Annotated in this window: 23 protein-coding genes; 16 read left to right on the top strand and 7 right to left on the bottom strand. The window is 71.0% G+C overall.

Annotated features, from left to right (window positions below; translation table 11 throughout):
• The first annotated feature begins 9 nt into the window (after nucleotides 1-9).
• The 5 genes from gap to ACWDVW_RS10210 all read left to right on the top strand — a co-directional run bounded on the left by gap (nucleotide 10) and on the right by ACWDVW_RS10210 (nucleotide 3901).
• Nucleotides 10-1014, top strand: a complete 1005-nt coding sequence (gene gap, locus ACWDVW_RS10230) for a type I glyceraldehyde-3-phosphate dehydrogenase (protein ID WP_350696533.1) — start codon at nucleotides 10-12, stop codon at nucleotides 1012-1014.
• 52 nt (nucleotides 1015-1066) lie between these two features.
• Nucleotides 1067-2269 carry a phosphoglycerate kinase gene (locus ACWDVW_RS10225; RefSeq protein WP_396742901.1) on the top strand — a complete coding sequence of 401 codons (1203 nt, stop codon included), beginning with the start codon at nucleotides 1067-1069 and terminating at the stop codon, nucleotides 2267-2269.
• Nucleotides 2270-2272: 3 nt separating this feature from the next.
• Nucleotides 2273-3064 (top strand): triose-phosphate isomerase, encoded by a 792-nt coding sequence (gene tpiA, locus ACWDVW_RS10220; protein WP_449946605.1) that lies wholly within the window; start codon nucleotides 2273-2275, stop codon nucleotides 3062-3064.
• 95 nt (nucleotides 3065-3159) lie between these two features.
• Complete coding sequence (secG, locus tag ACWDVW_RS10215; RefSeq protein ID WP_131052175.1) at nucleotides 3160-3420, top strand: preprotein translocase subunit SecG; 261 nt, start codon at nucleotides 3160-3162, stop codon at nucleotides 3418-3420.
• Between the two features lie 136 nt (nucleotides 3421-3556).
• Nucleotides 3557-3901 carry an RNA polymerase-binding protein RbpA gene (locus ACWDVW_RS10210; RefSeq protein ID WP_449946603.1) on the top strand — a complete coding sequence of 115 codons (345 nt, stop codon included), beginning with the start codon at nucleotides 3557-3559 and terminating at the stop codon, nucleotides 3899-3901.
• Nucleotides 3902-4002: 101 nt separating this feature from the next.
• On the opposite strand, the gene pgl is transcribed toward ACWDVW_RS10210, so the two are convergent.
• From pgl to tkt, 6 genes are read right to left on the bottom strand one after another with little or no spacing between them, the layout of a single operon-like run.
• Nucleotides 4003-4767, bottom strand: a complete 765-nt coding sequence (gene pgl / locus ACWDVW_RS10205; protein WP_449946601.1) for a 6-phosphogluconolactonase — start codon at nucleotides 4765-4767, stop codon at nucleotides 4003-4005.
• 56 nt (nucleotides 4768-4823) lie between these two features.
• On the bottom strand, nucleotides 4824-5840 hold the full coding sequence (locus ACWDVW_RS10200) for a glucose-6-phosphate dehydrogenase assembly protein OpcA (RefSeq protein WP_449946600.1): 1017 nt from the start codon (nucleotides 5838-5840) through the stop codon (nucleotides 4824-4826).
• Between the two features lie 31 nt (nucleotides 5841-5871).
• A complete protein-coding gene (gene zwf / locus ACWDVW_RS10195; protein ID WP_350696542.1) occupies nucleotides 5872-7386 on the bottom strand; it encodes a glucose-6-phosphate dehydrogenase in 1515 nt (504 codons plus the stop codon).
• A gap of 37 nt (nucleotides 7387-7423) precedes the next feature.
• Nucleotides 7424-9046: a glucose-6-phosphate isomerase gene (locus ACWDVW_RS10190; protein WP_449946598.1), complete on the bottom strand. Its 1623-nt coding sequence runs from the start codon at nucleotides 9044-9046 to the stop codon at nucleotides 7424-7426.
• A 48-nt stretch (nucleotides 9047-9094) separates the two neighbouring features.
• The gene (gene tal, locus ACWDVW_RS10185) at nucleotides 9095-10276 is read right to left on the bottom strand and encodes a transaldolase (RefSeq protein WP_449946597.1); all 1182 of its coding nucleotides are present in this window, start codon (nucleotides 10274-10276) and stop codon (nucleotides 9095-9097) included.
• Nucleotides 10277-10289: 13 nt separating this feature from the next.
• The gene (gene tkt / locus ACWDVW_RS10180; protein ID WP_449946596.1) at nucleotides 10290-12428 is read right to left on the bottom strand and encodes a transketolase; all 2139 of its coding nucleotides are present in this window, start codon (nucleotides 12426-12428) and stop codon (nucleotides 10290-10292) included.
• A 268-nt stretch (nucleotides 12429-12696) separates the two neighbouring features.
• Here tkt and ACWDVW_RS10175 point away from each other — a divergent pair, with 268 nt between their 5' ends.
• The 3 genes from ACWDVW_RS10175 to ACWDVW_RS10165 all read left to right on the top strand — a co-directional run bounded on the left by ACWDVW_RS10175 (nucleotide 12697) and on the right by ACWDVW_RS10165 (nucleotide 15233).
• Nucleotides 12697-13653 carry a heme o synthase gene (locus tag ACWDVW_RS10175; RefSeq protein WP_449946594.1) on the top strand — a complete coding sequence of 319 codons (957 nt, stop codon included), beginning with the start codon at nucleotides 12697-12699 and terminating at the stop codon, nucleotides 13651-13653.
• A 300-nt stretch (nucleotides 13654-13953) separates the two neighbouring features.
• Nucleotides 13954-14289, top strand: a complete 336-nt coding sequence (locus tag ACWDVW_RS10170; RefSeq protein ID WP_396742924.1) for a hypothetical protein — start codon at nucleotides 13954-13956, stop codon at nucleotides 14287-14289.
• Between the two features lie 32 nt (nucleotides 14290-14321).
• A complete protein-coding gene (locus ACWDVW_RS10165; protein ID WP_449946593.1) occupies nucleotides 14322-15233 on the top strand; it encodes an ATP-grasp domain-containing protein in 912 nt (303 codons plus the stop codon).
• A gap of 52 nt (nucleotides 15234-15285) precedes the next feature.
• Here the strand turns inward: ACWDVW_RS10165 and ACWDVW_RS10160 are convergent, their stop codons facing one another.
• Nucleotides 15286-16257: a COX15/CtaA family protein gene (locus tag ACWDVW_RS10160; RefSeq protein WP_449946591.1), complete on the bottom strand. Its 972-nt coding sequence runs from the start codon at nucleotides 16255-16257 to the stop codon at nucleotides 15286-15288.
• A 98-nt stretch (nucleotides 16258-16355) separates the two neighbouring features.
• Here ACWDVW_RS10160 and ACWDVW_RS10155 point away from each other — a divergent pair, with 98 nt between their 5' ends.
• The 8 genes from ACWDVW_RS10155 to ACWDVW_RS10120 all read left to right on the top strand — a co-directional run bounded on the left by ACWDVW_RS10155 (nucleotide 16356) and on the right by ACWDVW_RS10120 (nucleotide 23128).
• Complete coding sequence (locus ACWDVW_RS10155; RefSeq protein WP_449946589.1) at nucleotides 16356-17132, top strand: helix-turn-helix transcriptional regulator; 777 nt, start codon at nucleotides 16356-16358, stop codon at nucleotides 17130-17132.
• Nucleotides 17129-18559 carry a Fe-S cluster assembly protein SufB gene (sufB, locus tag ACWDVW_RS10150; RefSeq protein ID WP_117227176.1) on the top strand — a complete coding sequence of 477 codons (1431 nt, stop codon included), beginning with the start codon at nucleotides 17129-17131 and terminating at the stop codon, nucleotides 18557-18559. The genes ACWDVW_RS10155 and sufB overlap by 4 nt, the downstream gene beginning before the upstream one ends.
• Before the next feature lie 80 nt (nucleotides 18560-18639).
• A complete protein-coding gene (gene sufD, locus ACWDVW_RS10145) occupies nucleotides 18640-19785 on the top strand; it encodes a Fe-S cluster assembly protein SufD (RefSeq protein WP_449946588.1) in 1146 nt (381 codons plus the stop codon).
• Complete coding sequence (locus ACWDVW_RS10140; protein ID WP_449946587.1) at nucleotides 19785-20111, top strand: non-heme iron oxygenase ferredoxin subunit; 327 nt, start codon at nucleotides 19785-19787, stop codon at nucleotides 20109-20111. The genes sufD and ACWDVW_RS10140 overlap by 1 nt, the downstream gene beginning before the upstream one ends.
• A complete protein-coding gene (gene sufC / locus ACWDVW_RS10135; protein WP_131054272.1) occupies nucleotides 20111-20884 on the top strand; it encodes a Fe-S cluster assembly ATPase SufC in 774 nt (257 codons plus the stop codon). The genes ACWDVW_RS10140 and sufC overlap by 1 nt, the downstream gene beginning before the upstream one ends.
• A gap of 25 nt (nucleotides 20885-20909) precedes the next feature.
• The gene (locus tag ACWDVW_RS10130; RefSeq protein ID WP_449946585.1) at nucleotides 20910-22214 is read left to right on the top strand and encodes a cysteine desulfurase; all 1305 of its coding nucleotides are present in this window, start codon (nucleotides 20910-20912) and stop codon (nucleotides 22212-22214) included.
• Nucleotides 22215-22253: 39 nt separating this feature from the next.
• Nucleotides 22254-22730: a Fe-S cluster assembly sulfur transfer protein SufU gene (gene sufU, locus ACWDVW_RS10125; protein ID WP_449946584.1), complete on the top strand. Its 477-nt coding sequence runs from the start codon at nucleotides 22254-22256 to the stop codon at nucleotides 22728-22730.
• Complete coding sequence (locus ACWDVW_RS10120) at nucleotides 22727-23128, top strand: metal-sulfur cluster assembly factor (RefSeq protein WP_449946582.1); 402 nt, start codon at nucleotides 22727-22729, stop codon at nucleotides 23126-23128. The genes sufU and ACWDVW_RS10120 overlap by 4 nt, the downstream gene beginning before the upstream one ends.
• Nucleotides 23129-23226: the final 98 nt, after the last annotated feature.

Raw genomic sequence — 23226 nt, 5'->3', positions numbered from 1 at the left:
ATGGGACCTGTGACCATCCGGGTTGGCATCAACGGCTTCGGCCGTATCGGCCGTAACTTCTTTCGGGCAGTGCTGGCGTCCGGCGCTGACGTCGAGGTCGTGGCCGTCAACGACCTGACCGACAACGCGACGCTCGCTCACCTGCTCAAGTACGACAGCATTCTGGGTCGCCTCCCGCACGAGGTCAAGGCCACCGCCGACGAGATCACCGTCGGTGGCAAGACCATCAAGGCGTACGCCGAGCGTGACCCGGCCGCGCTGCCGTGGGGTGACCTGAACGTCGACGTCGTCATCGAGTCGACCGGTTTCTTCACCGACGCCACCAAGGCCAAGGCGCACGTCGACGGCGGGGCCAAGAAGGTCATCATCTCGGCGCCGGCCAAGAACGAAGACGTCACCGTGGTGATGGGTGTCAACCAGGACCAGTACGACCCGGCCAAGCACACCATCATCTCGAACGCCTCCTGCACCACCAACTGCCTCGCGCCGATGGCGAAGGTGCTGCACGACACGTTCGGCATCGAGCAGGGTCTGATGACCACGATCCACGCGTACACGCAGGACCAGAACCTGCAGGACGCGCCGCACTCGGACCTACGTCGGGCCCGGGCCGCCGCGCTGAACATCGTGCCGACCTCGACCGGCGCCGCGAAGGCGATCGGCCTGGTGCTGCCGGAGCTCAAGGGCAAGCTGGACGGGTACGCGCTGCGGGTGCCGATCCCCACCGGCTCGGCCACCGACCTCACCGTGACCGTCGGTCGGGAGACCACGGTGGACGAGGTCAACGCCGCGCTGAAGGCTGCCGCCGACGGTCCGCTCAAGGGCATCCTGGTCTACAACGAGGACCCGATCGTGTCGGCCGACATCGTCACCGACCCGGCGTCCTGCATCTTCGACGCGCCGCTCACCAAGGTGATCGGCAACCAGGTCAAGGTCGTCGGCTGGTACGACAACGAGTGGGGCTACTCGAACCGTCTGGTCGACCTGGTCAAGCTGGTGGGTAAGTCCCTGTGAGTGCGAGGAGCGAGCTTGCGAGCCCCGCAGTCACGAACGGAGGGGTAGCTCTGTGACCATCCGCAACCTCGACGACCTGCTCGCCGAGGGGGTGTCGGGTCGGCGCGTGCTGGTGCGCGCCGACCTGAACGTCCCGCTCGACAAGCAGACCGGGGCCATCACGGACGACGGTCGCATCCGCGCGGTGCTGCCGACGCTGGGCGCGCTGGTCTCGGCCGGCGCGAAGGTGGTCGTCTGCTCCCACCTCGGTCGCCCGAAGGGCGCGCCGGACCCGCAGTTCAGCCTCACCCCGGTCGCCGGCCGGCTCGGTGAGCTGCTCGGCGCGCCGGTGCACTTCGCCACCGACACGGTCGGCGAGTCGGCCCAGGCCACCGTGGCGGCGCTCGCCGACGGCGAGGTCGCGTTGCTGGAGAACCTGCGCTTCAACAAGGGCGAGACCAGCAAGGACGACGCCGAGCGCGGTGCCTTCGCCGACCAGCTCGCCGCGCTGGGCGACGCCTACGTGGACGACGCGTTCGGTGCGGTGCACCGCAAGCACGCCAGTGTGTACGACGTACCGGCGCGGTTGCCGCACGTCGCGGGTCGCCTGGTGCTGCGCGAGGTGGAGGTGCTCTCCACGCTCACCGAGTCGCCGGAGCGGCCGTACGTGGTGGTGCTGGGCGGTTCCAAGGTCTCCGACAAGCTCGCCGTGATCGAGGCGCTGCTGCCGACCGTGGACCGGCTGCTCATCGGTGGCGGCATGTGCTTCACGTTCCTCAAGGCGCAGGGCCACGAGGTGGGTACCTCGCTGCTCGAGAAGGACATGGTCGAGACCTGCCGCAACCTGCTGGAGCGCGGCGCGGGCAAGATCATGCTCCCGGTCGACGTGGTGGCCGCGGACGCCTTCGCCCCGGACGCCGCGCACGACGTGGTGCCCGCCGACGGCATCCCCAGCCACCGGGTCGGGCTCGACATCGGTCCGGAGACCGTGGCCGGCTTCGCCGCCGCGCTGCGTACCGGCACCCGGACGATCTTCTGGAACGGCCCGATGGGCGTGTTCGAGATGGCCGCGTTCGCGGGCGGCACCCGGGGGGTCGCCGAGGCGATCGCCGAGTCCGAGGCGTTCAGCGTGGTCGGTGGCGGCGACTCGGCGGCGGCGGTGCGGTCGCTCGGCCTGGACGAGAAGTCCTTCGGCCACATCTCCACCGGCGGCGGCGCCTCCCTGGAGTACCTGGAGGGCAAGACCCTCCCCGGCATCGCGGCCCTGGAGAACTGACTGATGGCAAGTGCTCCCCGCCGGCCGCTGATGGCCGGCAACTGGAAGATGAACCTCAACCACCTCGAGGCGAACCTGCTGGTGCAGAAGCTGGCCGCCAGCCTCACCGAGAAGCAGCTGACCGACGTGGAGACGGTGGTCCTGCCGCCCTTCACCGACCTGCGCACGGTGCAGACCGTGGTGGAGGGCGACAAGCTGCTCATCGGCTACGGCGGTCAGGACCTCTCGGCGCACGCCTCCGGCGCGTACACCGGTGAGATCGCCGGGTCGATGCTGGCGAAGCTGGGCTGCACCTACGTGGTGATCGGGCACTCCGAGCGGCGTGCCTACCACAACGAGGACGATGCGCTGGTCAACGCCAAGGTGCAGGCCGCGCTGACCAACGGGCTCACCCCGATCCTCTGCGTGGGGGAGGGGCTGGACGTCCGCGAGCAGGGCGGGCACGTGGCGCACTGCGCCGACCAGCTCGACGCGGCCCTCAAGGGGCTCACCGCCGAGCAGGTCACCAAGGTCGTGGTCGCGTACGAGCCGGTCTGGGCGATCGGCACCGGCAAGACGGCGACCCCGGACGATGCCCAGGAGGTGTGCGGCGCGGTGCGGTCCCGGCTCGCCAAGACCTTCGACCAGGCCACCGCGGACCAGGTCAGGGTGCTCTACGGCGGTTCGGTGAAATCGTCGAACGTGGCCGCGATCATGGCGCAGCCGGACGTGGACGGTGCCCTGGTGGGCGGCGCCAGCCTGGACGCCGAGGAGTTCGCGAAGATCTGCCGGTTCCCGGAGCACATCACCGGCTGATCGCTCGCTATCCTTGACTCCGCCCGTCCGCCGGTCGGTGCCGCCGTGCCCGACCTGTCCGGGCGAGGATCGTAACGAGAGGACTGACCCCCGCCATGCCGATCTGGTTCGCCTACACGTTGATCGTGTTGCTGGTCATCACGAGCGTTCTGCTCGTCCTGCTGATTCTGCTGCACCGGGGCAAGGGCGGTGGGATGTCCAGCATGTTCGGCGGTGGGGTCAGTTCCAGCCTGGCCGGGTCGTCGGTCGCCGAGAAGAACCTCGACCGCTACACCGTCCTGGTGGGCATCGTCTGGTTCGCCTGCATCGTCGGGCTCGGGCTCTGGCTCCGGCTCGAAGTCGGCACGGGGGTCTGAGCGGCCTCTCCAGTCGTACAATCTGCGCGCGGTCCGTCACTCGACGGGCCGCGCGCAGTCCGTTTCACCCGCTGCACCGCGTCGCCCGCCGTCCACCCCTCGACGGCGGTCCCCTCCGACGACAGGAGCGAGCGCCGTGTCGAACGGCCAATTCATCCGGGGCGCCCGGGTCGGGTCCGCGCCCCCACGCCATCCCGAACGCCATCAGCCGGTCCCGTGCCGCTCGGTGAGCTACTGGTGCCGCAACGGGCACCGCACCGACATCCGGCTGGCGGCCGAGGTGCAGTCCCCGCCCACCTGGGACTGCCCGCGTTGCGGTCTGCCGGCCGGTCCGGACGCCCACGACCCGCCCGGTCGGGTGCGGGCCGAGCCCTACAAGAGCCACCTGGCGTACGTGAAGGAGCGGCGTACCGAGGCGGAGGGGGAGGCGATCCTCGCCGAGGCCCTCGCGGCACTGCGTCGCCGACGCGGCGCCCGCTGAATCCCGCTGCCTGCCGCAGGCACGGGGCTCGCGCTGAAAGTGTTAGGAAGGGTCCCCTGCTATGCACCAGGCGTTAGCAGGGGACCCTTCCTTACATCGCGTCAGCGCAGGCTGCGGAAGCGGGCGGGGAGGTCGGCGGCAGCGGCGCGGTCCAGCAGCCAGAGAGTGCGGCTGGTGCCCTGGACACCGGCCGCCGGCACCTGCACCGGCCCGGCACCGGCCAGCGCCATACCGACCGCCTGGGCCTTGTCGGAACCACCGGCCACCAACCAGACCTCCTCGGCGGTGTTGATGGTCGGCAGGGTCAGGGTGATCCGCACCGGCGGCGGCTTGGGGCTGCCCCGCACCGCGCTGACCGGACGGCTCTCGTAGTGCACCGGGTGCTCGGGGAAGACCGAGGCGACGTGCCCGTCCTCGCCCACACCGAGCATCAGCACGTCGAAGTGGGGCAGGACGGCGGTGCCGGGCCGGGCGGCCCGGGCCAGCTCGGCCGCGTAGCGGGCGGCGGCCTCCTCCGGGTCGGCGCCCGCGTCCGAGGACGGCATCGGGTGGATCCGGTCCGGGTCGACCGGCAGCGCGTCGAGCAGCGCGGCGCGGGCCTGCGTCTCGTTGCGGTCCGGGTCGCCGGCCGGCAGGAACCGTTCGTCGCCCCACCAGAAGTCGACCCGGGACCAGTCCACCGCGTCCTTGGCCGGCAGGGCACCGACCGCCCGGTAGACCGCCGCCGCGATCCGCCCGCCGGTGAGCACCACCGCCGCCTGGCCCCGTTCGGCCTGGGCGTCGAGCAGCTTCACCACCAACCGCGCCGCGACCGCCTGCGCCAGCAGATCCGCGTCGGCGTGTACGGCGACACTCGCCTCAGTCATGCTGTCCTTCCGCGACCGCGCGGCGGTCGGTGTCGTGGGGTTCCCGGGCCGGACGGTCAGGAACCGGTGCTGGTGGAGCTGTGCGCGGTGACGCCCGCCTCGGCGCGCTGCGCGGTGCTCGGGTCCTTCCAGACGTGCACCCGCTGGCTGGCGCGCCGGTCCAGGTTGGTCAGCCCGGCGAAGGCGCCGAGCGCCTCGGCGTACAACTGGTCGGGGCCGAGCCGGCGCAGCTCCTCGGCCAACTCGTCGCCGAGCGGCCGGCGTACCAGCGGCAGCACCCGGTCCTCCTGGCCGGTCCGCCGGAAGACGGCCATGCTGTCGTCCCGGGTCAGCGTCAACTCGTCGCCGTTGGCGCAACGAAGTTGCACCTCGCGCATCCGGGGGAACTCCTTGGTCCGCTCCCAGCGCGGCTTGATGCCCAGTCGGCCGCGCAGCCAGCCGCGCATCAGCGCGGCCGTCGGGTCGGTCGGCGGTGCGACCACCGCGGCCTCGGTGAGCTGCGCCTCGGTGGTGTCGAACGCCCCCGCGACCAGGGTGCGCCACGGGGTGATCCGGGTCCAGGCGAGGTCGGTGTCGCCGGGGGCGTAGTCGCGGGCCCGCAGCCGCAGCGCCTCGATCGGGTCGGGGGCCTGGGCGGAGTCGGTGATCCGCCGATCGGCGACCACGCCGAGGAAGTCGGTGGCGATCTCGTCCGGCGGCTCCCCGTGCCACCAGGTGACCACCGGTACGTCCGGCACCAGCAGCGGCATCACGACCGACTCGGCGTGCAGCGCCAGCCGGCCGTACATCCGCATCACCACGGCCTCGCACGGGCCCAGCCGACCGCCGACGACGATCTCGGCGTCGAGGCGGTTGCGGTCGCGGTCGACGTCGGAGCGGACCACCACCAGCAGCCGGCACGGGTGTGCGGCGGCGGCGATGGTGGCCGCCGCCTCCGCGTCGCGGACCCGCTTCTCGTCCACCACCACGATCAGGGTCAGGGCCATGCCGCTGGCCACGCCACCGGCACTACGTCGTTCGGCGGCGAGCGCCTTCACCACCTCGTTGCCGGTGGTGTCCCACAATCCGATCAACGGAGCCTCCTGGTTCGCTCGCGGTACCCGGTCACGCCCGCCGCCAGGCGCGGCCTTCGCGGGCCAGCATCTCGTCGGCGGCCCGGGGACCCCACTCACCGGACCGGTAGGGCTCGGGCTTGCTGCCCTCCCATGCCTCCACCAGCGGGTCCACCACCGCCCAGCTCTGTTCCACCTCGGCAGCGTCGGGGAACAGCGTGCGGTCGCCGATCAGCACGTCCAGGACCAGGCGTTCGTACGCCTCGGGGCTGGACTCGGTGAACGCCTCGCCGTACTGGAAGTCCATCGCGATGTCGCGGACCTCCATCGTGGTCCCCGGCACCTTGGAACCGAACTTGAGCACCACGCCCTCGTCCGGCTGGACCCGGATGACGAGCTGGTTGTTGCCGAGCATCTCCATGTCGGCCGGGTTGAACGGCAGGTGCGGGGCCCGCTTGAACATCACCGCGACCTCGGTGACCCGTCGGGGCAGCCGCTTGCCGGCGCGGATGTAGAACGGCACCTCGGCCCAGCGGCGGTTCTGGATGCCCAGCCGCACCGCGACGTACGTCTCGGTGGTCGAGGTCTGCGGGACGCCGTCCTCCTCCAGGTACCCCTTGGCCCGCTGGCCGCCGACCCAGCCGGGCAGGTACTGCCCGCGTACGGTGCCGTCGGCGACGTCGTGCGGCAGGGTGATCGCCTTGAGCACCTTCAGCTTCTCGGCCCGGATCTCGTCGGCGTCGAAGCTGGTCGGCTCCTCCATCGCGACCAGGGCGAGCAGTTGCAGCAGGTGGTTCTGGAGCACGTCGCGAGCGGTGCCGACGGAGTCGTAGAACCCGGCCCGCGAGCCGATGCCGACGTCCTCGGCCATGGTGATCTGCACCGAGTCGACGTACTGCGAGTTCCACAGTGGCTCGAAGAGGCTGTTCGCGAACCGCAGGGCGAGGATGTTCTGGACCGTCTCCTTGCCCAGGTAATGGTCGATGCGGAAGACGTCCTGCCGGGTGAACACGTCGTCGACCAGGTCGTTGAGGGCCTTGGCCGAGGGCAGGTCGTGCCCGAACGGCTTCTCCACCACGACCCGCCGCCAGCCGCCGCACTTCTCGTTGTCGGCCATGCCGGTGCGGGCGAGTTGCTTGAGCACCACCGGGAAGGCGGCCGGGGGGATGGAGAAGTAGAACGCCGCGTTGCCGTGGATGCCGTGGCTGTCGCGCAGCCCCTCCAGGCAGGAGGCGAGGTTGTCGAACGCGGTGTCGTCGTCGAACGAGCCGCCGACGAACTTGATGTTGTGCTCCAGCCGCGACCAGACCTCCTCCCGCCACGGGGTGCGGGCGTGTGTCTTGGCCGCCTCGCGGGCCAGCGACGCGAAGTCGCCGTCGCGCCAGTCCCGCCGGGCGAAGCCGACGACCACGAAACCGGGCGGCAGCAACCCCCGGTTGGCGAGGTCGTAGACCGCGGGCAGCAGCTTCTTCTGGGCCAGGTCACCGGTGACTCCGAAGATCACCAGAGCGCAGGGCTCCGGGATCCGCGGCAGCCGCCGGTCCTGCGGGTCGCGCAGCGGGTTCACGCCGCCTCCTCGCTCCGCTCGTCCACGTCGTCCATCGTCATGCCCGCAGCGACCCGACCGCGTCGATCAACCGGGTCAGGCCCGCCGACCGCTCGGTCAGGTGCAGGTGCAGCAGCGGGCGTCCACGACCGGCCAGGGCGCGCCGGTCGCCGGCGGCCTGGGCCGCCTGTCGTTCCCCGAAGGTGTACGGCTTGCCGGGCACCGGCAGATCAACTTTGACCGTACCGGTTATCTGAAGAAAGCTACCCGCCTGCGGACCGCCCTTGTGGTACTGGCCGGTGGAGTGCAGGTAGCGGGGTCTCCAACCGAAGGTGACCGGTCGTCGGGTCAGCGCGGCCAGCAGCGGGCGCAGCCGTGCGGCGGCGGCCTCGGCGTGCGGGTCGAGATAGGCGGTGACCGCCAGGTAGCCGTCGTCGTCGAGGCCGGTCAGCAGGTGGCGCAGGGCGTCGGGCAGGTCGCCCGGGGTGCCGGGCGGGGCGTACACCTCGATCGCGCCGGTGGTGGACGACGGTGTCGGCACCGGCGGCGGGTCGGCCAGGATCGCCTCGGTGTGCCGGGCGGACTCGGCGGCGTCCGGCCGGTCGAACGGGTCGACGCCGAGCACGGTGGCGGCGACGGCGGCGGCGTACTCCCAGGCCAGGAAGTGGGCGCCGAGCGGGCCGTTGACCGCCACGTCGGGCGTGGCGCCACCGGCGGGCACCGCCGGCGCGGCGAGCGCGCCGCCGTAGCTGACGGTGAGGACGTGCGGCCCGGTCAGGCCGGGGTCGTCCGGTGACCCGAGCACCACCGGCAGGATGCCCTGACCCTCCTTGCCGGTGGCACCGGCGAGCAGGTGCTCCACCCAGTCGCCCAGTCCCTCTACGCCGGTGCCGTCGCCGACCAGGGTGACCGTGTCGCGCCCGGTCGTCGCGGCGGCGGCCAGCGCGGCGCCGAGCGCCAGGGCGGGATTGTCCTGCGGGCGTGGCAGCGAGGCCGCGAACGTGTCGGCCTGGTCGAGCAGGTCGGCCACCGGGACGCCGGCCAGCGCGCAGGGCACCAGCCCGTACGCGCTCAGCGCCGAGGAGCGTCCGGTCACCGGCGTGTCGGCCGGCACGGTGATCGCCTCCCACTCGGCGGCGGCGGTCGCCAGCGGCGAACCCGGCTCGGTGACCACCACGAAGTGCCGACCCGTTTCGGCCTCGCTCAGCCCCGCGTCGAGGAACGCCTGCCGGTAGGCGCGTCGCTGGTCGTCGATCTCCGGGGTGGCCTCGGTGGCGCCGGTCAGGACCACGACGGTGCGTGCCAGCCGGTCGCCCAGGGTGGCCCGGACCCGGCCGGGGTCGGTGGTGTCGAGCACGGTCAGCGGATGACCGGTGGTGCGGGCGACGGCCTGCGCCGCGAGCGGGGTGCCGCCCGTGCCGAGCAGCACCACGTGGTCGAGGTCGGCCAGTTCCGCCGCCAGTTCGGCGAGGCGGGGGAGCAGGTCGTCCCCGCCGCCGGGCCGACCGGCCGCCGCCGTGAGGTCCCACAGGGGTGGGTCCTGGGCGGCCAGCCGGGCCGGCACGTCGGCGTCGAGCAGGGCCTGTCGGGTGGAGGTCGGCGTGCCGTCGTCCACGGTCCGCGCGCCGTGCACGGTCAGACCTCCCGCCGACTCGGCGGGTGCGGCCAACAGGTCACCCACGCCGCCACCCCGGTGGGGCGGCGGCGTGGGAGACGCCTGGTCGCAGGGTCACGCATTGCCTCCGGCGCGCACGGCGGCGTCGGCGTTGTCGCTGGCGGCGTCGCTCGGGTGGCTGCTGCCCTGCCCGGCGGCGGCGAGCGACTTGCGGACGCCGTCGAGCAGTTCGCCCCAGCTCGCCTCGAACTTCTCGACGCCCTCGCGCTCCAGCGTGTCGATCACGTCGGCCAGGTCCACCCCGACCGCACCGAGGTCGGCGAAGACCTGCCGAGCGTCGTCGTACGCGCCGGTGACGGTGTCCGGCCGGGTCTCCCCGTGCTCGGCGTACGCGTGGATGACCGACTCCGGCATGGTGTTGACCGTGCCCGGCGCGATCAGCTCCTCGACGTAGATGACGTCCCGGTAGTCCGGGTTCTTCGTCGAGGTGGAGGCCCACAGCGGGCGCTGCGGGTGCGCCCCGGCGGCGGCCAGCGCCTGCCACCGGTCACCGGAGAAGACCTCGGCGTACCGCTCGTAGGCCAGTCGGGCGTTGGCCACGGCCGCCTTGCCGCGCAGGGCCTTGGCCTGCTCCGAGCCGATCTTCTCCAGTCGCTTGTCCACCTCGCTGTCGACCCGGGAGACGAAGAACGAGGCCACCGACGTGATCGTGGACAGGTCGTGCCCGTTCGCCCTGGCCTGCTCCAGGCCGGCGAGGAACGCCTCCATCACCTGCGAGTAGCGATCCAACCCGAAGATCAGCGTGACGTTGACGCTGATTCCCTCGGCGAGCGCGGCGGTGATCGCCGGCAGGCCGGCCTCGGTCGCCGGGATCTTGATGAACAGGTTGGGCCGGTCGACCAGCCACCACAGCGCCTTGGCCTCGGCGACCGTCTTGGTGCTCTCGTGGGCCAGACGCGGGTCCACCTCGATGGAGACCCGGCCGTCGACGCCACCGCTGGCGTCGTACGACGGGCGCATCACGTCGCAGGCCCACCGCACGTCGTACGTGGTGAGCATGCGCACGGCCTCTTCCACCTCGACGCCCCGGGTGGCCAGGTCACGAAGCTGCCAGTCGTACTCGTCGGCGTCGCTCAACGCCTTCGCGAAGATCGTCGGGTTGGTGGTCACCCCGACCACGTGCTTCTCCCGGCGGAGCTGGTCGAGCCCGCCGGAGCTCAGTCGTACCCGGGAAAGGTCGTCGAGCCATACCGCCACCTGCGCGGCGGAGAGCTCACCCAGCCTGTCGGTCGTCATGTACGCGCTCCCCTCAGTTGCCGGTCGTGAAACCGGTGATGTCACCGACCCGGGTCAGCGCCGCGTGCGCGGCGGCGACGATCCGGTCGGGGGTGAAGCCGAACTGTTCGAAGAGCACGGAGTGCGGGGCGCTCGCGCCGTAGTGCTCCAGGCTGACGCTCTCGCCGCAGTCGCCGACGATGGCGCGCCAGGACATCCCGATGCCCGCCTCCACGCTCACCCGGGCCTTTACCCCGCGCGGCAGCACCGACTCGCGGTACGCCTCGTCCTGCTCGTAGAACCACTCCTGGCAGGGCATCGAGACGACCCGGGTGGGGGTGCCGTCGGCCTCCAGCCGCTCCCGCGCGGTCAGGCAGAGCTGCACCTCGGAACCGGTGCCGACGATGATCACCTGCGGCTTGCCGTTGGACGCCTCGGCCAGCACGTAGCCGCCCTTGGCGGTCCCCTCGGCCCCGGCGACCTGCGTCCGGTCCAGCGTGGGCAGCGCCTGCCGGCTCAGCGCCAACGCGGTCGGCCGGTCGGTGTGCTCCAGCGCCTGCCGCCACGCCCACGCCGTCTCGTTGGCGTCGGCTGGCCGGACCACGTCCAGGCCGGGGATGGCCCGCAGCGCGGTCAGGTGCTCCACCGGCTGGTGGGTCGGACCGTCCTCGCCGAGACCGATCGAGTCGTGCGTCCAGACGTAGACCACCGGCAGCTTCATCAGCGCGGCCAGCCGGACGGCGGGGCGCATGTAGTCGCTGAACACCAGGAACGTGCCGCCGTACGGGCGGGTGCCGCCGTGCAGGGTGATGCCGTTGAGGATGGCGCCCATGGCGTGCTCGCGGATGCCGAAGTGCAGCGTCCGGCCGTACTCGTGACCGGGGAACTCCTTGGTCGCGAACTGGCTGGGCACGAAGGAGGGCTCACCCTTCATCGTGGTGTTGTTGCTCTCCGCCAGGTCGGCGGAGCCGCCCCAGAGCTCGGGCAGCACCGGCGCGAGCGCGGCGAGCACCTTCCCGGAGGCGGCCCGGGTGGCGACGCCCTTGGCGTCGGCGGGGAACTCCGGCAGCGCGTCGGCCCAGCCGTCGGGCAGGATCCGCCCGGCCATCCGGTCGTACAGCGCGCGGCGCTCCGGGTTGGCCTCGGACCAGGTGCCGAAGGCGCTGTTCCACTCCTGCTCGGCGGCGTCGCCGCGGCCGAGCGTCTCGCGGGTGTGGGCGAGCACCTCCTCGGTGACCTCGAACGATCCGGCCGGGTCGAAGCCGAGGATCTCCTTGGTGGCGGCCACCTCGTCGGCGCCCAGCGCCGAGCCGTGGATCTTGCCGGTGTTCTGCTTGTTCGGTGCGGGCCAGCCGATGATGGTGCGCAGCCGGACGAACGACGGGCGACCGGTCTCGGCCTTGGCGGCCAGCAGCGCCTGGTACAGCTCGTCGACGTTCTCGTGGTAGTCACCCTGGTCGGCGTCGCCGGTGCGCCAGTCGACCGTCTGCACGTGCCAGCCGTACGCCTCGTAGCGGGCCGCGACGTCCTCGCTCAACGCGATCCGGGTGTCGTCCTCGATCGAGATCTCGTTGTCGTCGTAGATCACGCAGAGGTTGCCCAGCTGCTGGTGCCCGGCGAGCGCGCTGGCCTCGTGGGTGATGCCCTCCTCGATGTCACCGTCCGAGGCGATGCACCAGATGTGGTGGTCGAAGACGGACTCGCCCGCCTCGGCCTCCGGGTCGAACAGGCCACGCTCCCGGCGCGCCGCCATCGCCATGCCGACGGCGTTGCCCAGGCCCTGCCCGAGCGGGCCGGTGGTGGTCTCGACGCCCGGGGTGTGCCCGTGCTCGGGGTGACCCGGAGTGAGCGAGCCCCACTGCCGCAGCGACTTGAGGTCCTCCAGGCTCAGCGGGTAGCCGGCGAGGAAGAGCTGGATGTAGAGCGTCAGGCTGGAGTGACCGGCGGAGAGTACGAAGCGGTCCCGGCCGGGCCAGTTCGGGTCGGCGGGGTTGTGTCGCATCACCCGGTTGAACAGCAGGTACGCCGCGGGGGCGAGGCTCATCGCGGTGCCCGGGTGGCCATTGCCGGATTTCTCCACGGCATCCATGGCCAGGACGCGGACGGTGTCCACGGCACGGCGGTCGAGGTCGGACCAGTCAAGTGCGGGGTGCGCAGGTCGGTTGGCAGCCACGGTGGTTTTGTGCTCCTCGGCGAGATGGGCGGAACCCTCACAGGTGACCCTATCGAGCGCGGCTAAACGTGCGCCCGAGGATCTCAGCATGCTGGTCTGTACGTTTCCGTTCCGCCCGACGGTTCAGTCGCGGGTGTGACGGCCCGCACCGTTACCGGGTCGCCCGGGCAGCCAAAACGACAACGCGTAGTGTGTGGGTCGGTGTGCGGACCCGAGACGGGTCCCCGCCGCCGTGACCTCCCCTGCCGAAGCCGGAAGGTGGCAATCCGTGAGCATGATCACCGAGCGCCCCGTCAGTAACCCTGCCGGGCAGACGCCGGTGCGCGCCACGGAGGAGGTGCCGGTCCGCTCGCGTGACCTGCGGGCGGTGGTGGCGGCGTACGTGACGCTGACCAAGCCGCGGATCGTGGAGCTGCTGCTGGTCACCACGGTGCCGGCGATGATGCTCGCGCACGGCGGGATGCCGTCGCTGTGGCTGGTCGCGGTGGTGCTGGTCGGCGGGTCGCTCGCCGCCGGTGCGGCCAGCGTCCTGAACTGCTACATCGACCGGGACATCGACCAGGTGATGCGGCGCACCAAGCGTCGGCCGCTGCCGGCGCACACGGTGACGCCGCGTAACGCACTGGTCTTCGGTCTGGTGCTGGCGGTGGTCTCGGTCGCGCTGATGGCGGTGTTCACCAACCTGCTCGCCGCAGGGCTGACGCTGGCCGCCATCGTCTACTACGACGTGATCTACACGCTCTGGCTGAAGCGGACCACGGCGGCGAACACCTTCTGGGGTGGCGCGTGCGGGGCGGCTCCGGTGCTGATCGGTTGGGCGGCGGTGACCGGGACGCTGTCGCCGATCGCCTGGGCGCTGTTCGCGGTGGTCTTCTTCTGGCAGATGCCGCACTTCTACCCGCTGGCCATGAAGTACAAGGACGACTACGCCCGGGCGGGCATCCCGATGCTGCCGGTGGTGGCGTCGGTGCGGCGGGTCAACACCGAGATCATCCTGTTCGCCTGGCTCACGGTGCTCACCTCGCTGGCCGTCTGGGCGCTGGGCCTGAGCCCGATCTACGGCGTGCCGACGCTGGTGGTGGGTGCGATCTTCCTGGTCGAGGCGCACAAGCTGGCCGGCCGGGCCAGCCGGGGCGAGCCGGTCAAGCCGATGCGGCTGTTCCACTGGTCGACCACGTACCTGACCATCGTCTTCGCCGCCGCCGCGCTCGACGCCCTGATCTGACGCAAGGAAGGGCCCCCTCTTAACGCCTGGTGCATAGGAAGGGTCCCTTCCTAACAATCGGGCTAGGCGAACGAATGTGATTTGTCTGCTTTGTCGCACTATTGACACCCGTTGCGGGATCGGTCTCATCCGACCGTGCCTGATGGCATTGATGGCGTTAAGCGGTGCAGATTAGGGTGATTCGCCGGGATAAAAGCGGGCAAAGCTCCTGGTCACTGTCTTAAACCAGCAGGTAATCGGTATCACAAAAGCTTCCCTGTTCTCGCCCTTTCGCTTGCATCTCTGCTTAGGCTTCGCGTTATGGCAGATGGTTCCGATACGACGCTGACGGCTGATCAGACCGCCTCCGGCGCGGCCCCGAGCGGGCTGGTCGCGGGTATCAAGTCGTTCGCCGCCGGACACGGCGGGGCGAAGGCGGTCATCGAGTACGTCGGCAAGCGTGGGGCGCGGATCGTCCTGGTGGGTTCGGACGGTGCGTGGGGCGACCAGTTCGCGGAGGACACCGGCGTTGCCCGGGATGCCTGCGCGGCGGCCGGTGTCGCCGTGGAGAATGCCTGGGAGCGGGAGTTGATGGACCAGATGCGGCCCAGCAACGACCTCTGGCGTTCGATGGCCCGCCGCACCATGGCCCGCTAGATAAATCCGCACCACAGATAGATAGAGATAGATTGACTAACCACCACCAGTCGACCCGGGGGAAACCCCGGGTCGCTCTCGTCACCTGCACCGAACTGGCCGATCTGGAGCCGGACGACCGCCTCGTGATCGGCCCACTCGCCGACCGCGGCGTCATCGCCGAGCCGGTCGTCTGGGACGACCCGGCCGTCGACTGGTCCGACTACGGCCTGGCGATGCTCCGTTCGCCCTGGGACTACATATCGCGCCGCGACGAGTTCGTCGCCTGGGCGGCGCGGGTGCCCCGACTGGCCAACCCGGCCGACGTGGTGCGCTGGAACACCGACAAGCGCTACCTCGACGAGCTGTCCGCCGCCGGTGTGCCGACGGTGCCCACCGCCTGGGTGGCTCCCGGCGAGCAGTGGCGACCACCGGCCGACACCGGCGAGTACGTCGTCAAGCCCTCGGTCAGCGCGGGCAGCCAGGACACCGGGCGCTACGACCTGGCCGACCCGGAGCACCGGGACCTCGCCGTGGCCCACGTACGCCGACTGGGTGCCGCCGGCCGGGTCGCGATGATCCAGCCGTACCTGAGCGCGGTGGACTCGGCCGGCGAGACCGCGTTGCTCTACTTCGTCGGTCCGGACGGGCCGACGTTCAGCCACGCCATCCGCAAGGGCCCGATGCTCGCCGGGCCCGATTCCGGGGTGGGCGGCCTGTACAAGGCCGAGGAGATCAGTCCGCGCGCCGCCGGTGCCGACGAGCTCGCGGTGGCGCAGCGGACCCTCGCGGCCGTGCCCGGCGGGCCGGAGCGCCTGCTCTACGCCCGGGTGGACCTGATCCCCGGCCCGGACGGGGCGCCGGTGCTGGTGGAGCTGGAGCTGACCGAGCCGTCGCTGTTCCTGGGGCACGCCGACGGCGCCGCCGATCGCCTCGCGGACGCGATTATCGCCCGGATGGGCTGATCGTCCGAGTTCCGGCCGGTGACGTGCCGGCCGGAACCGCTCGGGCGCCGCCTCAGGCGTGTGCGGGCACCGGCTGCTCGGCCGCGACGGCGCTCTCGTCCGGCGTCGGCTGCTCCGGGCGACGTTCCCGGATCGACCAGAGCACCGCCAGTGTCGACAGCCAGACCAGGCAGGAACCGAGCATGTGCGCGCCGACCAGCAGCACCGGCAGGTTGGTCAGGTACTGCACGAAGCCGATCACACCCTGGGACAGTTCGACCGCGAGCAGCACCCCGGCGGCGCGCACGGCGCGGGCCGGCGCACCGACCGCGCGCAGCGCCAGCCAGAGGCCGACGGTCAGGCCGATCAGCAGGAAGACCAGGTCGGCGTGCACCTGGGAGATGGTCTGCGGATCGAGGCCGTTGCGGACGGCGTTCGCATCGCCCGCGTGTGGGCCGCTGCCGGTGACCGCCACGCCGACCACGATCACCGCGGCGCTGACCACCACGGTCATCCAGGTCAACGTCCGCAGCGCGGAGGGCACCACCGGCACCTTCGGCCCGTCCGGCTCGCGCACCCGACGCCAGAGGGCGTACGCGACGAGCAGCAGCACCATCGAGACCACGAAGTGGATGCCGACGACCGAGGGGTGCAACTGGGTGCGGACGGTGATCCCGCCGATCACCGCCTGCGCCACGATGCCGAGCACCACTCCCAGGGCCAGCGGCACCGTGCCCCGGCGACGCGGCCGGTGCGCCAGCGCGGCCAGCAGCGTGGCGCCCGCGATCAGCACCAGCGCGAAGGTGAGCAGCCGGTTGCCGAACTCGATCACCCCGTGCACACCCATCTCGGCGGTGGTGGTGTACGAGTCGTCGGTGCACCGGGGCCAGGTGGGGCAGCCGAGCCCCGAGGCGGTGAGCCGGACCGCCCCGCCGGTGACGACGATCACCGTGTTCGCGACGATGTTGGCGTACGCGAGTCGGCGCAGCAGGGTGGTGGAGACCGAGAACCGGGCGGGTCGCTTCACGAAGCGAATCCTACGCACCGTAGTTGACGCCGATCGGGTGACTCCGCCCGCTCGGTGGTTCGGATCACCGGACCCCGCGTTTGCAGGCGCCTGACGAATTACGTAACGTGGGCGTTGTGAAAAAGGCGGCAGGGTTCCCCGGGCACCCGCCGGCAGCCGGTTCGGCCGCCGGTGGCCCGGTGCCGCCCACCTCGGAAGCGGCGCCCGCCGCCGACCTGTCGACCCGGGACCGGGTGACCCAGCTGCTGCTGGAGCGTCGCGCCGCCACCGCCGCCCAGCTCGGCGACGCCCTGGGGCTCAGCCCGGCGGCGATCCGCCGACACCTGGACGCGATGCTCGCCGACGGCGACGTGGTGGCCCGTGAGCAGACCGTACGCGGTCACCGCGGGCGGGGCCGCCCGGCCAAGGTGTTCCTGCTGACCGACGCCGCCCGTAGCCGCTGCGGCACCCACCACTACGACAACATGGCCACCGCGGCGCTGCGGTGGATCGCCCGCACCGGCGGCTCCCGCGCGGTGGAGGACTTCGCCGCCGAGCAGGTGGCCGCGCTGGAGGCCCGCTGTCGGGCCGCCCTGAGCGACGCCGGGGACGATCCGATGGCCCGTGCCGAGGCACTCGCCGCGGCGCTGACCGCCGAGGGATACGCTGCCAGTGCGTCCACGATCGCTTCCGGCGGCCAGCTCTGCCAGCATCACTGCCCGGTGGCACACGTGGCCGCCGAGTTCCCTGCGTTGTGCGAGGCCGAGACCACGGTGATCTCTCGCCTGGTCGGCACCCACGTGCAGCGCCTGGCCACCATCGCGCACGGCGACGGGGTGTGCACCACGCACATTCCGGGTTCGTCGCCTGCCCAGTCCGGTAAGACCGTCACCACTGTGAGGACAGATAGATGACCGAGCAGATCGTCCAGCCCCTGACCCAGGAGGAGCAGCTCGCCGCCCTGGGCAACTACGAGTACGGCTGGGCCGACCCGGACGTCGCCGGGGCGGTCGCCCAGCGTGGCCTCAGCGAGGCGGTGGTGCGGGACATCTCGGCCAAGAAGAACGAGCCGGCGTGGATGCTCGACCTGCGGCTCAAGGGCCTGCGGCTGTTCGGGCGCAAGCCGATGCCGGCCTGGGGCGCCGACCTCACCGGGATCGACTTCGACAACATCAAGTACTTCGTGCGTTCCACCGAGAAGCAGGCCGCGAGCTGGGAGGACCTGCCGGAGGACATCAAGAACACCTACGACAAGCTGGGCATCCCGGAGGCGGAGAAGCAGCGCCTCGTCGCCGGTGTGGCCGCCCAGTACGAGTCCGAGGTGGTCTACCACAAGATCCGTGAGGACCTGGAGGAGCAGGGTGTCCTCTTCCTGGACACCGACACCGCCCTCAAGGAGCACGAGGACGTCTTCAAGGAGTACTTCGGCACGGTGATCCCGGTCGGCGACAACAAGTTCGCCGCCCTGAACACCTCCGTCTGGTCCGGCGGCTCGTTCATCTACGTGCCGAAGGGCGTGCACGTGGAGATCCCGCTGCAGGCGTACTTCCGGATCAACACCGAGAACATGGGCCAGTTCGAGCGGACGCTGATCATCGTCGACGAGGGCGCGTACGTGCACTACGTCGAGGGCTGCACCGCGCCGATCTACTCCTCGGACTCGCTGCACAGCGCCGTGGTGGAGATCATCGTCAAGAAGAACGCCCGGTGCCGCTACACGACCATCCAGAACTGGTCGAACAACGTCTACAACCTGGTAACGAAGCGCGCGGTGTGCCACGAGGGCGCGACCATGGAGTGGATCGACGGCAACATCGGCTCCAAGGTGACCATGAAGTACCCGGCGGTCTACATGACCGGCGAGCACGCCAAGGGCGAGGTGCTCTCGGTGGCGATGGCCGGCGAGGGCCAGCACCAGGACGCCGGTGCCAAGATGGTGCACGCCGCACCGCACACCAGCAGCACGATCGTGTCGAAGTCGATCGCCCGGGGCGGCGGCCGGACCTCGTACCGGGGTCTGGTGCAGGTGCTGGAGGGTTCGCACAGCAGCGCCAGCACGGTCAAGTGCGACGCCCTGCTGGTCGACACCATCTCCCGCTCGGACACCTACCCGTACGTCGACATCCGCGAGGACGACGTGTCGATGGGGCACGAGGCGACCGTCTCCAAGGTCAGCGAGGACCAGCTCTTCTATCTGATGAGCCGGGGCCTGAGCGAGGACGAGGCGATGGCGATGATCGTGCGCGGCTTCATCGAGCCGATCGCCAAGGAACTGCCGATGGAGTACGCCCTGGAGCTCAACCGCCTGATCGAGCTGCAGATGGAGGGCGCGGTCGGCTGACCCGCCCACCGGCGGGCCGGCTCGTGTCGGCCCGCCACCCGCACCACAGACCGTCGTCGTGAGAACAGACCAAGGACGAGATGACTACCCAGGCTTCCGCGCCGCCGCCGAGCACCAAGTCGCAGGCGCTGCGCTCGTACGACGTCGCCGACTTCCCGGCCCTGACCGGCCTGGAGGAGGAGTGGCGTTTCACCCCGCTCAAGCGGTTGCGCGGGCTGGTCGGTGACGGCCGCACCGCGACCGGCACGGTCCGGCACGAGTACGCCGAGCTGCCCGAGGGCGTGACGGTGGAGCACGTCGACCGGGACGACGAGCAGGTCGGCAGCGTGCTGACCCCGTTCGACCGGGTCAGCGCGCTGGCGTACGGCGGTGCCGGACAGGCGCTGCTGGTGCGGGTCGCCCGGGAGGCGGTGCCGGCCGAGCCGGTGACCGTGCGGGTGGTCGGCGAGAGCGCCGAGGGCGTGGCCTTCGGGCACACCGTCGTGCAGGTGGAGCGTTTCGCCGAGGCGACCCTGGTGCTGGAGCACGTCGGTTCGGCGACCCTGGCGGACAACGTCGAGGTGACCGTGGCCGACGGCGCGAAGCTGACGCTGATCACCGTCGCCGACTGGGCCGACGACGCGGTGCAGGCGCAGCACCTCAAGGTGAAGCTGGGCCGGGACGCGCGTGTGATGCACGTCCAGGCCACGCTCGGCGGCGACCTGGTACGCCAGTTCACCACCGTCGAGTACACCGACCGGGGCGGCGAGGCCGAGCTGTACGGCGTCTACTTCGCCGACTCGGGCCAGCACCTGGAGCACCGCCAGATGGTCGACCACACCGTGCCGGACTGCCGCAGCTACGTCGGCTACCGGGGCGCGTTGCAGGGCGAGAGCGCCCGGACGGTCTGGGTCGGCGACGTGCTGATCCGCGCCGAGGCGACCGGCACCGACACGTACGAGATCAACCGGAACCTGCTGCTCAGCGACGGCGCCCGGGCCGACTCCGTGCCGAACCTGGAGATCGAGACCGGTGAGATCGCCGGTGCCGGGCACGCCAGCGCCACCGGCCGCTTCGATGACGAGCAGTTGTTCTACCTGATGGCCCGGGGCATCCCGGAGGCCGAGGCCCGCCGCCTGGTGGTGCGCGGCTTCTTCGCCGAGCTGCTCAACAAGATCCCGGTCGAGGAGCTGCGCGAGCGGCTCGGGGAGACGATCGAGGCCCGCCTGACCAAGGCCGGCGCCTGATGATCCGTGTCTGCGCCGTCGAGGACGTGCCGAAGGGCACCGCGATCAGCGCCGACGTCGACGGCACCGCGATCGCGCTCGTGCACGCCGAGGACGAGGTGTTCTACGCCGTGCACGACGAGTGCTCGCACGCCGCCGTGGCCCTCTCCGAGGGGGAGGTGTCCGGCTGCACCCTGGAGTGCTGGCTGCACGGCTCCCGCTTCGACCTGCGTACCGGCGAGCCGAGCGGGCTGCCGGCGACCGAACCCGTACCCGTCTATCCCGTCGAAGTCCGCGACGGCGACATCTACGTCAGCCTGACGCCGAGTAATGGAGTGACCCGATAATGAGCACCTTGGAGATCCGTGACCTGCAGGTGTCGGTCAAGCTGCCCGAGGGTGAGCTCAAGCCGATCCTGGCCGGTGTCGACCTGACCGTGCGCTCCGGTGAGACGCACGCGATCATGGGCCCGAACGGCTCCGGCAAGTCGACCCTGGCGTACTCGATCGCCGGTCACCCGAAGTACGAGATCACCGGCGGCTCGGTCACCCTCGACGGCGTCGACGTGCTGGAACTCTCGGTCGACGAGCGGGCCCGCGCCGGTCTGTTCCTCGCCATGCAGTACCCGGTCGAGGTGCCCGGCGTGTCGGTGGCGAACTTCCTGCGGACCGCCAAGACCGCGCTGGACGGCGAGGCGCCGAAGCTGCGGACCTGGGGCGGCGAGCTGCGGGGCGCCATGGAGCGTCTGCACATGGACCCGGCCTTCGCCCAGCGCAACGTCAACGAGGGCTTCTCCGGTGGTGAGAAGAAGCGGCACGAGATCGTGCAGCTCGAACTGCTCAAGCCGAAGATCGCCATCCTCGACGAGACCGACTCCGGCCTCGACGTGGACGCGCTGCGCGTGGTCAGCGAGGGCGTCAACCGGGTCCGCGACACCGGTGACACCGGCCTGCTGCTGATCACCCACTACACCCGCATCCTGCGCTACATCAAGCCCGACTACGTGCACGTCTTCGTGGCCGGCCGGATCGTCGAGGAAGGCGGCCCGGAGCTGGCCGACAAGCTCGAGGAAGAGGGCTACGAGCGGTACGTCGCCGGGGCCGGGTCGGCGCGGGCCTGAGCCGAGGGAAGGGCCGGTCACGACGATGACCACCATCGCGATCCCGTCCGGGATGCCGCAGTACGACGACGTGCCCGGTTACGACGTGGCGGCGGTCCGCGCCGACTTCCCGATCCTCGATCGGGAGGTCAACGGGCATCCGCTGGTCTACCTGGACAGCGCCAACACCTCGCACAAGCCGCGCCAGGTGCTCGCCGTGCTGGACGAGCACTACCGCCGGCACAACGCCAACGTGTCCCGGTCGGTGCACACCCTGGGCACCGAGGCCACCGAGGCGTACGAGGGGGCCCGGGCGAGGATCGCCGCGTTCGTCAACGCGCCGAGCGCGGACGAGGTGGTGTTCACCAAGAACTCCACCGAGGCGATCAACATCGTCGCGTACGCCTTCTCCAACGCCTCGCTGCGCGCCGACGGCGACCCGCGCTTCCGGCTCGGGCCCGGTGACGAGGTGGTGATCTCCGAGATGGAGCACCACTCGAACATCGTGCCGTGGCAGTTGCTCTGCGAACGGACCGGCGCGACGCTGCGCTGGTTCCCGGTCACCGACAACGGCCGGCTGGACGAGTCGGGGCTGGCGGACCTGGTCAACGAGCGGACGAAGATCGTCTCGCTGGTGCACATGTCCAACATCCTCGGCACGGTCAACGCCACCTCGCGGATCACTGCGCGGGTGCGCGAGGTGGGTGCGCTGCTGCTGCTGGACTGCTCGCAGTCGGTGCCGCACATGCCGATCGACGTGGTCGACCTGGACGCCGACTTCATCGTCTTCACCGGGCACAAGATGTGTGGCCCGACCGGCATCGGGGTGTTGTGGGGGCGGGCCGAGCTGCTGGCGGCGATGCCGCCGGTCTTCGGCGGTGGCTCGATGATCGAGACGGTGTCGATGGACGGCTCGACGTACGCGCCGCCACCGGCCCGCTTCGAGGCGGGCACTCCGCCGATCGCCGAGGCGGTCGCGCTCGGTGCCGCGGTGGACTACCTGACCGGCCTCGGCATGCGGGCGATCCAGTGGCACGAGAAGCAGCTCACCGCGTACGCGTTGGACGCTCTGGCCACCGTGCCCGGTCTGCGGATCTTCGGTCCGGAGGTGCCGGTGGGTCGGGGTGGCACGATCTCGTTCGCCCTGGCCGACGTGCACCCGCACGATGTGGGGCAGGTGCTCGACTCGCTCGGCGTGCAGGTGCGGGTGGGCCACCACTGCGCCCGCCCGGTCTGCCGGCGTTTCGGGGTCCCGGCGACGACGCGGGCCTCGTTCTACCTCTACACCACCACCGAGGAGATCGACGCCCTGGTGGCGGGTCTGGAACAGGTGCGGAAGGTGTTCCGATGAGCCGGGCGACGTCCGGCGACTCGACGGGAGGTCGGCCCGATGCAGCTTGAGTCGCTCTACCAGGAGATCATCCTGGATCACTACAAGCACCCGCACGGCCGTGGCCTGCGGGACGCCGCCGACCCGGCGGCGCAGGTCGGCGAGGCGCACCACGTCAACCCGACCTGCGGCGACGAGGTGACCGTCCGGGTGGCCACCGACGGCACCGTGCTGCACGACGTGTCGTACGACGGCATGGGCTGTTCGATCAGCCAGGCGTCGGCGAGCGTGCTGCACGAGTTGCTGACCGGTCGGGACACGGCGGCGGCGTTCGAGGTGCACGAGGCGTTCGTGGCGCTGGTGTCCAGCCGTGGCCAGGTCACGGCGGACGAGGAGGTGCTCGGCGACGGGGTGGCGTTCGAGGGTGTCGCCCGCTATCCCGCCCGGGTCAAGTGCGCGCTGTTGCCGTGGATGGCGTTCAAGGACGCCGCGGCACGCGCCGGTGTGGGCGCGAGCCCGACGGAGGTGAAGGCATGACCGAGGAAACCAGCACGCCGGAGAACGGGACCGTGGCCACCGAGGCTGCCGCGCCGGTCGCGGCGACCGGCGGCAAGGCCGCCGTCGCCGACATCGAGGAGGCGATGAAGGACGTCGTCGACCCGGAGTTGGGCATCAACGTGGTCGACCTGGGTCTGGTGTACGGCGTGCACGTCGACGACGACAACGTCGCGACCCTGGACATGACGTTGACCTCGGCGGCCTGCCCGCTGACCGACGTGATCGAGGATCAGACCCGCCAGGCGCTGACCACCGGTCCGGGTGGCGGCCTGGTCGGCGACATCCGGATCAACTGGGTCTGGCTGCCCCCGTGGGGGCCGGACAAGATCACCGACGAGGGGCGCGACCAGCTCCGCTCGCTCGGCTTCAACGTCTGAGCTGACGCAACGGCGCCCGGAGCCCGGCCGATGGCCGGAACTCCGGGCGCTGTCGTGTGCGCCGTGGGTGTCCGGGGCGACGGTGCGTCCCGGCCGTT

It is taken from the genome of Micromonospora sp. NPDC003241 (genome assembly GCF_053589795.1).
The sequence above is the reverse complement of the archived record's forward strand: the minus strand, read 5'-3'. Positions and strand labels throughout refer to the sequence as shown.